Annotated in this window: 15 protein-coding genes; 13 read left to right on the top strand and 2 right to left on the bottom strand. The window is 44.4% G+C overall.

Annotated features, from left to right (window positions below; all coding sequences use genetic code 11):
- Positions 1–4: 4 nt before the first annotated feature.
- The 4 genes from QFZ48_RS06945 (at position 5) to QFZ48_RS06930 (ending at position 4,456) form a co-directional block, all read left to right on the top strand.
- Positions 5–982 (top strand): hypothetical protein, encoded by a 978-nt coding sequence (locus QFZ48_RS06945; RefSeq protein WP_429061705.1) that lies wholly within the window; start codon positions 5–7, stop codon positions 980–982.
- A gap of 189 nt (positions 983–1,171) precedes the next feature.
- Positions 1,172–1,864, top strand: a complete 693-nt coding sequence (gene purQ / locus QFZ48_RS06940) for a phosphoribosylformylglycinamidine synthase subunit PurQ (protein ID WP_429044705.1) — start codon at positions 1,172–1,174, stop codon at positions 1,862–1,864.
- Positions 1,865–1,901: 37 nt separating this feature from the next.
- Complete coding sequence (locus QFZ48_RS06935) at positions 1,902–2,357, top strand: protein-disulfide reductase DsbD domain-containing protein (protein WP_370909266.1); 456 nt, start codon at positions 1,902–1,904, stop codon at positions 2,355–2,357.
- A 101-nt stretch (positions 2,358–2,458) separates the two neighbouring features.
- Positions 2,459–4,456: a protein-disulfide reductase DsbD family protein gene (locus tag QFZ48_RS06930; protein ID WP_429061704.1), complete on the top strand. Its 1,998-nt coding sequence runs from the start codon at positions 2,459–2,461 to the stop codon at positions 4,454–4,456.
- Between the two features lie 77 nt (positions 4,457–4,533).
- Here QFZ48_RS06930 and hisS read toward each other — a convergent pair whose 3' ends face one another.
- A complete protein-coding gene (gene hisS, locus QFZ48_RS06925) occupies positions 4,534–5,883 on the bottom strand; it encodes a histidine--tRNA ligase (RefSeq protein ID WP_429061702.1) in 1,350 nt (449 codons plus the stop codon).
- Between the two features lie 21 nt (positions 5,884–5,904).
- The gene (locus QFZ48_RS06920) at positions 5,905–6,342 is read right to left on the bottom strand and encodes a low molecular weight protein-tyrosine-phosphatase (protein WP_429044711.1); all 438 of its coding nucleotides are present in this window, start codon (positions 6,340–6,342) and stop codon (positions 5,905–5,907) included.
- 312 nt (positions 6,343–6,654) lie between these two features.
- On the opposite strand from QFZ48_RS06920, the gene QFZ48_RS06915 reads away from it, so the two are divergent.
- From QFZ48_RS06915 to QFZ48_RS06875, 9 genes are all read left to right on the top strand, one after another.
- On the top strand, positions 6,655–6,897 hold the full coding sequence (locus tag QFZ48_RS06915) for a hypothetical protein (RefSeq protein WP_370909270.1): 243 nt from the start codon (positions 6,655–6,657) through the stop codon (positions 6,895–6,897).
- Positions 6,898–6,908: 11 nt separating this feature from the next.
- Positions 6,909–7,823, top strand: coding sequence for a substrate-binding domain-containing protein (locus QFZ48_RS06910; protein WP_370909271.1), 915 nt, complete (start codon positions 6,909–6,911; stop codon positions 7,821–7,823).
- 36 nt (positions 7,824–7,859) lie between these two features.
- Positions 7,860–9,611: a hypothetical protein gene (locus QFZ48_RS06905; protein ID WP_429044714.1), complete on the top strand. Its 1,752-nt coding sequence runs from the start codon at positions 7,860–7,862 to the stop codon at positions 9,609–9,611.
- 65 nt (positions 9,612–9,676) lie between these two features.
- Positions 9,677–10,168 carry an NADH-quinone oxidoreductase subunit A gene (locus tag QFZ48_RS06900; protein WP_325640829.1) on the top strand — a complete coding sequence of 164 codons (492 nt, stop codon included), beginning with the start codon at positions 9,677–9,679 and terminating at the stop codon, positions 10,166–10,168.
- A 22-nt stretch (positions 10,169–10,190) separates the two neighbouring features.
- Positions 10,191–10,754, top strand: a complete 564-nt coding sequence (locus QFZ48_RS06895) for an NADH-quinone oxidoreductase subunit B (RefSeq protein WP_142683785.1) — start codon at positions 10,191–10,193, stop codon at positions 10,752–10,754.
- Between the two features lie 45 nt (positions 10,755–10,799).
- Positions 10,800–11,315 (top strand): NADH-quinone oxidoreductase subunit C, encoded by a 516-nt coding sequence (locus QFZ48_RS06890; RefSeq protein WP_079469430.1) that lies wholly within the window; start codon positions 10,800–10,802, stop codon positions 11,313–11,315.
- Between the two features lie 12 nt (positions 11,316–11,327).
- A complete protein-coding gene (locus QFZ48_RS06885) occupies positions 11,328–12,548 on the top strand; it encodes an NADH-quinone oxidoreductase subunit D (RefSeq protein ID WP_370909273.1) in 1,221 nt (406 codons plus the stop codon).
- Between the two features lie 42 nt (positions 12,549–12,590).
- The gene (nuoE, locus tag QFZ48_RS06880; RefSeq protein ID WP_079469428.1) at positions 12,591–13,094 is read left to right on the top strand and encodes a complex I 24 kDa subunit family protein; all 504 of its coding nucleotides are present in this window, start codon (positions 12,591–12,593) and stop codon (positions 13,092–13,094) included.
- Positions 13,095–13,117: 23 nt separating this feature from the next.
- Positions 13,118–13,306, top strand: coding sequence for a hypothetical protein (locus QFZ48_RS06875; protein ID WP_429061700.1), 189 nt, complete (start codon positions 13,118–13,120; stop codon positions 13,304–13,306).
- Positions 13,307–13,317 lie beyond the last annotated feature (11 nt).

Below are 13,317 nucleotides of genomic sequence, written 5' to 3'. Positions count from 1 at the left end.
CACTGTGATAAGATTTTTCCGCTCAGGCAATCCGCTAACGGTATTGCTGTTGTTAATATACACGCTGGTTGTTAAGTTTTACTATCTGATCCACCCATCTACCTATATGGCAGACGGATCAGAAGGGCTTTTGTATCACCTGCTGGTGAAATGGATGCATACGTTTACAGGCGGCAGCCCGCTGGTGTTTACGTCAATGGCCGTGCTACTGCTGTTTCTGCAATCCCTGCTTTTCACCCGTATCATTAATCATCACCGGTTATTTCCGCGGCCTACTTACCTGCCAGCCATGTGTTACCTGCTGTTTACGTCCATGCTGCAAAGCTGGAACGTATTTTCTCCGGCACTGATCGTAAACCTCATCATGTTGTGGGTATTTACCAGTATAACGAAGTTGTATACACGTACCTCCGCCCGTGATGTAGTGTTTAATATCGGGTTTGCACTGGGGATAAGCGGGCTCTTTTACTTTCCTTCTGTTATATTCTGTTCTTTGTTGCTGTCCAGCATGCTGATTATGCGGGCTTTCCGGCTGGCGGAATGGATCATTGCCCTGCTGGGCCTGATTTGTCCGTTATACCTGATGGGCACCTACCTGTTCCTCACCGGTCAGATGACCCTGCTCTGGAAAATCCCGAATATAGGCGCCTCGTTGCCCATGATCACCGATTATAAGGTTTGGGGCGCCATGATCGCCTGTTTGCTCTTTTTCGTGATAGGATGGCTGCTGTTGCAGCGCCCGCTTAAAAAAATGTTGATACAGGGCCGTAAAATATGGGCGGCACTCATCATATATGTACTGGTAGCCATGATGGTACCGTTCTTTAATGTTCACTTTTCAGCAGCCTACTGGGTACTGGCAGTTTTGCCGATTTCTATGTTCGCCGGTAACGTATTCTGGTCGGTTACCAACGACACTTTTGCCAACATTATCCACTTCTTTGCACTGGCATATGTGATTGTTATGCAATATTTCAGCTGATTCCTTCATTTTAAGGGCCTGATTACCAGTAATTTGTTAAATCAGGACAAACGGCAATGGAAAATTGCGAACGGCGAAGTAATTTTGTCCTTTCCCATTAGTTTTGTCATTCGTATAAATGGTGGCAAAAATGTGGGGAAAAACGTTTTTTAAAAGCATTATTTACACATAAACACAAAACATTTTCAGATGAAATTTGGCGTTGTCACCTTTCCCGGTTCTAATTGTGATCATGATATGATTGATTCCCTGCGTAATGACCTGGGACAGGAAGTTATAGAACTGTGGCATAAGGATAAAGACCTGAGCGCATTCAGCACAGAAGATTGTATCGTATTACCGGGCGGCTTTTCCTTTGGCGACTACCTGCGTTGCGGCGCTATTGCGAAATTTAGCCCTATGATGCAGAGTGTGATTGAATTTGCCAACAAAGGTGGCCGTGTCATTGGTGTTTGCAACGGTTTCCAGGTATTATGTGAAGCAGGTCTTCTGCCGGGCGTATTATTACAGAACCAGCACCAGCAGTTCATCTGCAAAAATGTATACCTGAAAAGCGAAAATACCACTGCATCCCTCACCAAAGATGTAGCCGGCAGACCATTAATGATCCCGATCGCACACGGAGAAGGCCGTTACTATGCCGACGACGCTACCCTGGATGAGCTGTTTAAGAACAACCAGGTGTTATTCCGCTACTGCGATGAGTTTGGCAACATTATTGAAACTGCTAACCATAACGGCGCCATCCGTAACATAGCAGGCATCTGTAACAAAGCAAAAAATGTTTTTGGTATGATGCCTCACCCGGAAAGGGCTACCAGCCTGGCCCTGGGTAATACAGACGGGCAGCTGATCTTACAAAGTCTGATCAATAACAACTAGATAGATTAAAATCAACCAACCAATTAAAAAGAAAAGCATGAAAAAATTATTAACAGCACTGGCTTTATTCGCCTTGCCCATCCTGGCAAGTGCACAGATAGAGAACCCGGTAAAATGGAGCTTTACTGCGAAGAAGGTGAATGCCACTACCTACGAAGTACACGCTACTGCTACGATCGATGCCGGCTGGCATCTGTACGCACAGGAAGCGGGAGAAGGTCCGGTAGCTACCTCGTTTAAGTTCACCAAAAATCCACTGACTGCCGCTGTAGGTAAGGTGGAAGAAGTAGGTAAACTGCATAAGTCATTCGACAAAAACTTTAACTCAGAACTGAAATTCTACGAAAGCTCTGTAGACTTTGTACAAAAAGTAACGGTAAAAGGCAAAGCCGCTACCAAAGTAAAAGGATCTGTGGAGTACATGGTTTGTGATGACCATCAGTGCCTGCCACCGAAAGAAGTGGAATTTGCAGTAAGTGTTGGAGGAAAATAAATTGAATCCGGTAACTGATAACAATACTTGCAAAACGAGTTCCTCAACGGAACTCGTTTCTTGTTTTCTCAGATTTATATTATTTAAAGCCTATTGACTATATGAAGCATTTGCTTTCATTTCTAATACCTGTCTTTGCCCTGTTCGCACTTAGTGCAAACGCGCAGGACGCAAGCCCGAAGCCTGTTAAATGGCAGTTTTCTGCAGAAAAGAAAACTGACCAGGAATATGTGCTGCATCTGAAGGGCACTGTAGAAAAAGGCTGGTTGCTTTTTTCCACCACAATGGGAAACGATGATCCTAATACCAGGGTAGTACTGGATAGCAGCGTAAAAGCCACTATTACAGGTATCACAGAAAATGGTAAACTGGAAAACCGCAAAGAACCATTATTCGATAATCTGGAAATCAAATATTTTGAAAATGAGGTAGAACTGGTGGCAGCGGTAAAATTCGATGGACCAGTTCCCGCCAGCATCAAAGGCAGTGTTAACTATATGGCACTGAAAGGAGAAGAGGTAGCCGGGCCGGAAGAAGAGGCTTTTAAGTTCAATAAAGACGCTTCAGGTAACCTGATAAATGTGGCCGCTGGCTTACAGGAATCTGCGGATAATGCGCAAACATTAAAGCGCACAGCTATCGATTTACAACATCCTGTAAAAGATTGTGGTGGCACAGGCCAGGAAGGCAGTGCCAAAAAGAGCCTCTGGGGGTTATTTATTCTTGGTATGTTAGGAGGGTTCATCGCGTTGTTTACACCATGTGTATTCCCAATGATTCCATTAACAGTATCATTCTTTACAAAACAATCAAAGGACAGGAAAAAAGGGGTGATGAACGCTATCATATACGGCTTTTTCATTTTCCTGATATATGTACTTCTCAGCTTGCCATTCCACTTCCTGGATTCATTGAATCCGGAAATATTGAATAATATTTCCACCAACATTTGGCTAAATCTTACTTTTTTCGTCATTTTCATTGTATTCGCTATCTCATTCTTCGGCTATTTTGAAATCCAGATGCCAAGTAGCCTGGCTAATAAAGTAGATGCCAAAAGCAGTGTGGGAGGTCTTGTTGGAATTTTCTTCATGGCATTAACATTGGCCCTTGTGTCTTTCTCATGTACTGGTCCTATTCTGGGATCTTTACTGGCGGGCTCTTTATCGACAGATGGTGGAGCTATTCAGTTGTCGGTAGGTATGGCCGGGTTTGGATTTGCACTTGCGTTACCTTTTGCGCTCTTTGCACTGTTTCCAGGGTGGCTTAATTCATTGCCCAAATCTGGGGGATGGCTTACTTCTGTAAAGGTAGTATTAGGTTTTCTGGAATTGGCGATGGCCATTAAGTTCCTTTCAAATGCGGATCTGGTTAAGCATTGGGGGCTTCTGAAACGCGAAGTATTCTTTGCTATCTGGATCATTATCGGATTTTGTATTGTATTGTATTTGTTTGGGAAAATTCGTTTCCCACACGATTCTCCGATTAAGAAACTTAGCAAAGGCAGAATCGTTCTTGCCTTGATTTTCCTGGCATTTACAGTATACCTGTTGCCAGGAGTCACCAATACTAAATATGCGAACCGTTCACTCATCAGTGGATTTCCCCCACCGTTGAATTACAGCATTTATGGAGAAGATGCGGCCAAAGGAGTGGAAGCCAATGTAGTAAACGATTACGAGAAAGCACTCAAACTGGCTAAAGAGCAAAACAAACCCCTGTTGCTTGACTTCACGGGTTGGGCATGCGTTAACTGTCGTAAAATGGAGGAGAACGTTTGGCCTAAAGACGAAGTAAAAGTGTTGATAGAGAAAGATTACATTTTGGTTTCTCTTTACGTGGATGACAGGAAGTTATTGCCCGAAGATCAGCAATTCCTGTTTACTACCAGCAATGGGTTTAAAAAGGAGATTAAAACAATAGGAGACAAGTTTGCCACTATGCAAACAGAAAACTTCTCCAATAACTCCCAGCCATTTTATGTATTAATTAGTCCTGATGAAAAGTTGCTGACACATCCTGTTGGTTACACACCGGACCCAAAAGCATATGCAGACTGGCTGAAATGTGGTTTGGATGCATTTAAAGGTGCTAAATAGTTAGTTTCTTCTGATAAACAAAGAGGGCTGCACAATTAATTGTGCAGCCCTCTTTGTTTATTTTGAAATGAGTTTATTCAAAATGCGTAGCTGATCAATTCCGCCCCGCTGATCTTCTCCTGCTGGCCCGTGGTAAGGTTTTTTACGCTTACCAGGTTTTCCTGCAGTTCAGATTCTCCGAGGATAATGACATAAGGAATCGCTCTTTTATCTGCATACTTCATTTGTTTATCCATCTTCGCTGGTTCATGGAATAACTCCGCGGCAACGCCCTGCTGACGTAATTGCATCATATAGCTGAAAGCTGCGCGGGAACTGGCTTCTCCCAGGTTGAGGAATAATACTTTGGTAGATTGCTGCGCCGTTTGCGGGAATAGTTTCAGTTCTTCCAGCACATCGTAAATACGGTCAACGCCAAAGGAGATCCCTACGCCGGAAATACCTGGCAGGCCAAAGAGGCCGGTAAGGTCATCATATCTGCCACCACCGCCAATGCTGCCCATTTTCACGGTAGCCGGGGCTTTTACTTCCACGATTAGTCCGGTGTAGTAATTTAAACCACGTGCGAGTGTAAGATCTAATATGGGTGTGGTATTAAATGTCGTGTATCCGGAATGTAGCACAAAGTCCAATTCTTCAATGCCTTTTTTACCGGTATCTGAATTGGCAAAAAGACTTCGAAGCTGTTCCAGAACTGATTTATTATCTCCCTGGATACCGAGAAAGTTTTCAATGATTGTAATATCCGCCTCAGACAATCCCCGATCACTCAGTTCACCTTTTACACCATCCATTCCAATTTTATCAAGTTTATCGATGGAAATGGTGATATCAGTAAGCAAGGCAGGTTTGCCTACCAGCTCCGCTAAAGCTGCCAATATTTTCCGGTTGTTGATGCGAAGTTCATATCCTTGCATACCTAATTTAGTAAAGACAGTGTCGTAGATCAGTAATAATTCTACTTCATTAAGTAAGGAATTGCTACCTACCACATCTGCATCACACTGATAGAATTCACGATAGCGGCCTTTTGCAGGACGATCGCCTCTCCATACTGGTTGCATTTGATATCTTTTAAAGGGCAAGGCAAGTTCATGTTGGTTCATGACAACGTATCTTGCAAAAGGAATGGTCAAGTCATAGCGAAGTGCCTTTTCGCTTATTAGAGATGCCAGCTCACGGCTGTCTTTCGCTTGCTGTGCGCGCTCAAAGATCTCCCCATTATCCAGAATTTTAAAAATCAGTTTATCTCCTTCCTCTCCGTACTTGCCGGTGAGGGTGGATAAATTCTCCATCGCGGGTGTTTCCAACGGCTGGAAACCAAATACCTCAAAGGTTTCGCGGATGGTCTGGAAAATATAATTACGTTTTCTCACTACCACCGGGCCAAAATCACGGGTGCCTTTAGGAATACCGGGCTTTATCATCTCTGAAAAATATTAAAAGTTTTATGGTTGCTGGTCTGCGATGTTTTCACAGGCCTGATAGATCATTTTATAAACAGGAGCAAACAGGGCATCGTCAAACCAGGGGTCAGGTACATCCTGCTGATCCGGCAGCAGGAAGGCTACTTTTGCTTTATCCGAGTTGTTCCGGGCTTTGCGCAGCACATCGGCATAATTATTCCTGTCCATTACATAGATGCGGTCAAAGGTATCAAAATCGGCGGTCTGGAACTGCCTGCCCCGTAAGCCGGTGATATCCACACCATTTTTCCGGGCTTCCTTTATGGAGCGGTGATCTGGTGAATGGCCCACGTGCCAGTTGCCGGTACCGGCAGAATCAATTTCCCAGTCCAGTCCCCTTGTTGCTGCCAGGTGCCTCATAATCCCTTCTGCAAGGGGGGAGCGGCAAATATTACCCAGGCAAACCATCAATATCTTCATGCGGATGAATATTTGAATATCAGGCCGCAAACCTACAAGATATTATGGAAATGTGGGTGTATTTGCATCTTTTAACAGGAATTAGAAGAAAAAAACGGGGATTTATGAGTTACAAAGAAGTATTTGCCGCAAATTGTAATAGTCAGTAAATGATCATATTGTAAATCAAAAAATAACAACATGTTGAAAAAATGCCTCAAATTGCGGCTGGACAAGCAAAAGGGTGCGGTTTTAAGTCAGTTTTTTAACATTCCTCTAAAATTCTCTATGACCGATTAAAAAATTATTTTTTGTATAATTGTAATTCGCAACATGGAAACACACGAAGAACAAACAAGCAGACGGCAGGAAAACAGGTATCGGCCAATGGGTGAGCTGATCAGGGGAATATTTTTTATCCTCTTTGGTTTGTTCGCAATCTTTGCGGAGAAACTGGGATTCGGGGAATTCAGAATATCGCCACAGATGATGAGTATTGTTGGTGCGGTTTTAATAGTTTACGGCCTCTTTAGGGTTTATAATGGAGTGAGAAAACTTTTTTTTAACAGGAACTAAAGAGGTGTGATATGTTTTTCAGTTTAGAAAGAATGAATGCTGTATATTTAGCAGCTATTACATTGATGATGGCCGCTTGCGGACAGAATCCAAATGCGAAAAAATTAGATACAGCTACAGAAGGCACCATCCATATAAGTGTGGATGAGACATATAAGCCGCTGATTGATTCGGAAATAAAAGTTTTTCAATCGCTGTATCCAAAAGCACATATCATCCCTACCTATAAACCGGAGGCTGATTGCTTTAAAGATCTTTTAAATGATAGTGCCCGCCTGGTAATCGTTACCCGCGATTTCAACCAGCAGGAACGCGATTACTTCAAGCAAATAAAAATTACGCCTAACAGCCTTTTACTTGCCTGGGACGCGCTTGCGCTGGTGGTAAATAAGGAGAATCCTGATTCTGTGTTGAATATGAATCAGGTACGTGAGATTATGGACGGCACCAATAAAGACAGGAAGTGGCAACTGGTGTTTGACAATGCCAACTCAAGCACCGTGCGGTATATCATGGATTCCATCAACAAGGGTAAACCTCTGCCAACCAATACAATGGCTGCGAAAACCAACCCGGAGGTGGTGGATTATGTGACAAAAAACAAAGACGCGATTGGTGTTATAGGTGTTAGCTGGATCTCTGATCCGAACGATTCATTGTCTATGGCTTTTACACGTGAGGTATCTGTAGTCAGACTAAGAGCAGACAATGGTTCAGAATTTGTTAAGCCATACCAGGCCTATATTGGTATTGGCACCTATCCGTTAAAACGCGGCTTCTTCTATTGCCTGAAAGAACCATATCATGGACTTGGCAGTGGATTTGCAACCTTTCTCGGTAGTTATGAGGGACAGCTGGTAATGAAGCAGTTCCGTTTATTCCCGGCGAGATTGAATGTAGTATTCAGGGAAGCCAACCTTAAGTAGAAGAAAAACACAACTAAAACTAAAAAACCAGATTGCATGAACAAACGGAAAAGTTTAATCGTAGCATTGCTTTGCGCCGCCTCAAGCGGTGTGATGGCCCAATCTGTGGAGGACGGACTGAAAGACCTGTATTACGGTAAGTACCTGTCTGCCAAGCAGAATTTAGAGAAAGTGATCGCAGCAAAGCCTACGGAAGACAAAGCGTATTATTACCTCGGTATAGCCCAACTCGGAATGGATGATGCTGCAGGTGCTGCTGCTACCTTCCAAAAAGGCTTACAGGCAGTACCCACATCTGCTTTACTGCAGGCTGGTATGGGCCGTATTGATCTGATCAATGGTAATGCCGCCGCCGCAAAACAGAAATTTGATGCCGCCAGCGCCGCCACACAGGGCCGCGATGGAGATGTTGCCCGCGCTATTGCTGATGCAAACAGCGAAATCAAAGGTGGCGACCGCGCTTATGCCCTCACTGTAATGGAGAAACTCCTGAACAACGAAGGCCGTAAGAAAAAAGAACAATATACTCCCGTTGCAGCCGATTATATTGAGCTGGGAGATGCTTACCGCTTCCTCGGTGGTGAAAACGGCGGTAAAGCCATCACCACTTATGAAAAAGCACTGGAACTTGATCCAAACAACGCTGAAGCAGTAATGAAACAGGGTTTGGTGAACTATAACGCCAGGCTGAAAGCAGAAGCAGTAGCAGATTATACGAAAGCCACCAACATGGATCCGAAATATGGTCCGGCCTTATATGAACTGTTCCTGTTCTACACCACTCCTAAAAAAGATCAGCTTTCCTGGGAAAATGCAGCGCAATACCTGGAGAAATATATGGCGGTAGCCGATCCTGCTGATAAAACCAAGAATGAACTGCTGTCAGCTTCTATTTCTTTCTTCAAGAAAGATTATGATGCCGCTATCAGTAAAGGTCAGGCAGCATTGCCAAATGCCACCGACGCCTATAAGAACCAGTTGGTACTGCTGATCGGGGACTCTTACCTCCAGAAAGGTGATTCCCTGAACGCGCAGAAAACAATGGATACTTATGTGCAGCAGGTGGGAGAAAGCAAACTGGATTCTGCGGATTACAAACTGTTGTCAGCCATCTACATGAAGCTGAAATCTTCTGATTCCGCTACCCAGAACCAATACAATACAAAGGCCCTGGCTTACCTGGAAAAATATGCAGGTTCTATCACTACAAAAGATCCGGAAACCTTTATCCAGATCGCAGAGCAGCTGAAAGGAGCCCGTAACTACACTGCTGCGGCAGAATGGTATGCAAAAGCGAACGAATTATCTCTCGCTAATAAAGAGCAACTGCAGGCGATCGATTACTTCAACGTAGGTATCAACTACTACTACGGTGCCGTAAATGTTAAGCCTTTCGATACTACTTTGCTGGCTAAAGCCGATTCTGCTTTCCAGAAAGTAATTGAAGCAAAACCTGAGCTGGGTACCGGTTACTACTGGAGAGGCCAGAGCAATTTTGCTAAAGATCCACAGGCCCAGGCCGGTGTAGCAAAACCTTTCTATGATAAATACATAGAAATCTCTGAAGTTGATCCTGCTAAAAACAGGGGTACGCTGATCAACGCTTACACTTATGAGCTGTTATACTACTACTTTAAGGAAGATAAAGCCAATGTAAAAGTATATGCTGATAAACTGACTGCCTTAGATCCGAATAACACCGCTGTTAAACAGATCAACGAAAATATGGCTGCCCGTGAAAAACCAGCCGCCAAACCAGCTGCAAAGCAGGGTCAGAACAAGAAATAGTTATTAATTACATATAATTGCTAAAAACCTCCTGTACCCGCAGGAGGTTTTTTAGTTTCCGGTTGGTGAAAAAAGATAATATTTTAACTCTTAATAGATTTGATAATTGGTCAACTTACAGTATTTTTGCGCATTCGGACAATGTTTTTATCGGGAAGCTTATGTATACAGAAACTGTATTTTTGTCAGCAACGACTACTCCTTTTAGCTATTTCCCTATAGTACTGCAATTAATTGCTGCTTTAGGTTTCGTTGGGATCACGATGTTAGCTACTCACTTTTTAGGTCCTAAACGCAAAACCAGCGACAAGCTTATCAACTTTGAAAGTGGTATCGAGCAAAAGGGTAACGCCCGCCAGCCGGTAGCCATCAAATACTTTCTGACCGCTATTCTTTTCGTGTTATTTGATGTAGAAGTAATCTTTTTCTACCCTTATGCGGTTAATTTCAGGGAATTGGGATGGGAAGGCTTTACGGCCGTGCTGATGTTTGTGGGCTTCTTTTTGTGTGGATTTATCTATATCACAAAGAAGGGTGCTCTGAAATGGGAAGATTAATTAACTCTTTAAATTAAAACCAATGGCTCGTCCGGTTCAATATAATAACAAGGTGAAGATGGTGGAAATCCCCGAGGGATATTCCGGTGAAGGATTTTATGCCACCTCTTTTGACAAGGTAATAGGTTTGGCGCGTAAAAACTCCATCTGGCCTTTACCATTCGCTACCTCCTGCTGTGGAATCGAATTCATGGCTACCATGGCGGCTACTTACGATATGGCCCGTTTCGGGGCAGAACGTATGGCCTTTACGCCACGCCAGTGCGATTTACTCATGGTAATGGGTACCATTTCCAAAAAAATGGGACCTATTGTGCGCCAGGTATACCTGCAGATGGCAGAGCCACGCTGGGTAATGGCCGTAGGCGCCTGCGCTTCCAGCGGTGGTATATTTGATACTTACTCTGTATTACAGGGAATCGACCAGGTGATCCCGGTAGATGTATATGTGCCAGGATGCCCTCCCAGACCGGAAGGTATCATCGATGGCTTCATGAAAATACAGGCCCTGGTAGGCCAGGAAAGTCTCCGCCGCCGTAACTCCGACAGGTATAAAGAACTGATGGAGTCTTACGGTATCAAGTAAGGAGAGGGGAATGGTTAATTGTAAATCGTAAATTTCAAATTGTTAATGTCTTTAACAAACGAACGCATACAGCAACGCCTGACGGAGAAGTTTGGAGATGTGCTAACCGGCTTTGAAGAGCCGTTTGGGCTGCTTACCCTCACCGCACAGAAAGATTATAACCTGAAAGTAATGCAATTCCTGTTTGATGATGAGGAATTGCGTTTTCGTTTTTTAACGGATATCACCGCAGTGCATTATCCCGACAGGAAAAACGAAGAACTGGCAGTAGTATATCACCTGCACAACCTGCAGGATAACATCAGGCTCCGTCTGAAAGTATTCACACCCGTAGCCAAACCGGACGTTTTTACCGCTACCCAGCTGTACGCATCGGCCAACTGGATGGAACGCGAAACTTACGACTTCTACGGGATCAACTTTGTAGGACATCCCAACCTGATCCGTGTGCTGAATGTGGACGAAATGACCTATTTCCCCATGAGAAAGGAATTTCCGCTGGAAGACTCCATGCGTATTGATAAAGATGATGAGATGTTTGGAAGGGGAGGAAATCTTTAATACAACGAGGTTATGTTAGATCAGAAACAACATATAAAGCTGCCGGAAGGCTCTATAGAAAAAGATACGACCACGCTCAACCTGGGTCCTACACACCCGGCCACGCATGGCGTATTTCAGAACATTCTGGAAATCGATGGCGAACGCATTGTGAGCGCTGTTTCTACCGTAGGGTATATTCACCGCGCATTTGAAAAGATCGCTGAACGCCGCCCCTATTACCAGATCACGCCACTGACAGACCGTTTGAACTACTGCTCTGCCCCTATTAACAATATGGGCTGGTTACTGACCGTAGAAAAGCTCCTGGGCATTGAAACGCCTAAAAGAGTGGATTACCTGCGTGTTATTATCATGGAGCTGGCGCGTATTGCAGATCACCTGATCTGTAGCTCCGTAATGGGAGTAGATACCGGCGCATTAACCGGTTTCGTATACGTGATGACCTACCGTGAACTGATATACGAAATATATGAAGAGATCTGCGGTTCCCGTCTTACTACCAACATTGGTCGTATTGGGGGCTTTGAAAGAAATTTCACACCCGCAGCTTTCGCAAAAATAGAACGCTTCCTGAACGAATATCCTGCTGTACTGAAAGAGTTTGAAACCCTGCTTACCCGTAACCGTATCTTCATGGAACGTACACAGGGCGTAGGTGCTATCACTGCAGAAAGGGCACTCAGCTACGGCTTCACCGGTCCAAACCTGCGCGCAGCAGGCGTGGATTACGATGTACGTGTAGCCAATCCTTACAGCTCTTACCAGGATTTCGACTTCTCCATACCGGTAGGTACTACCGGCGACAGCTACGACCGTTTCCAGGTGCGTAACGCAGAAATGTGGGAAAGTCTCAGTATCATCCGCCAGGCCATGGATAAGGTGAAAAGCCTGCCGGCAGATGTGTTCCACGCAGATGTACCTGCTTATTACCTCCCTGAAAAACAGGATGTTTATACAAAGATGGAAGCGCTCATCTATCACTTTAAAATTGTGATGGGTGAAGCAGACATGCTTCCGGGTGAAGTGTACAACGCAGTGGAAGGCGCCAATGGCGAACTTGGTTTTTACCTGATCAGCGATGGTGGCCGTAGTCCTTACAGGCTGCACTTCCGTCGTCCATGCTTCATTTACTACCAGGCCTACGCCGAACTGGTGGAAGGCGCCATGTTGAGCGATGCGATCGTTTGTATGAGTAGCCTGAACCTGATCGCAGGTGAACTGGATGCGTAGTTACGCTATTGAATATTTCGAAGATTAAAGCTGAATAAAATAATGGCTGTGGTTCAATTTTCTGAAGAGAAACTGAATAAAGTAAAAGAAATCATTGCACGCTACCCGGAAGGGAAGCAGAAAAGTGCGTTGATACCGGTGTTGCACCTGGCTCAGGAAGCATTTGGTGGATGGCTGAGTGCAGAAACAATGGACTACGTTGCAACTTTACTGCAACTGCAATCAATTGAAGTGTATGAGGTAGCTACTTTCTATAGCATGTTTAACCTGAAACCGGTAGGCACCTATTTATTTGAGGTGTGCCAAACAGGCCCGTGCATGGTAAGTGGTTCTGATCAGATCATTGATTACATTAAAAATAAGCTGGGTATCGGCGTAGGTGAAACTACCGCCGACGGGCTGTTTACCCTTAAAACGGTGGAATGCCTCGGCGCCTGTGGTTATGCTCCCATGATGCAATTGGGAAAACATTACCGGGAGCACCTTACACCGGCTAAAGTAGATGAAATCATCGCAGAATGCAGATCTAAAGCAAACGCCAACTGATGCATCCAAAAAATAACCTGATCATGCGTTTTAAGGAAATGTATCAGCGCCACAAATTACAGGTAGCGGAAGCAATACTGCTGATGGCGTTACTCACCGCATTATGGCGGATCGATAACTGGCTGGTTTCCGTTATTTGTGGCGTAAGTGCCGGGCTCCTGTTTTACAGACTGGCAGAACGCATTTCGCAACACGGCATACGTAAGGCATAAAAGATATACAC

The organism is Chitinophaga sp. W2I13 (assembly GCF_050434005.1).
Lineage (GTDB): Bacteria > Bacteroidota > Bacteroidia > Chitinophagales > Chitinophagaceae > Chitinophaga.
Note: the sequence above shows the minus strand (reverse complement) of the source record. Positions and strands in the feature narration are given on the sequence as shown.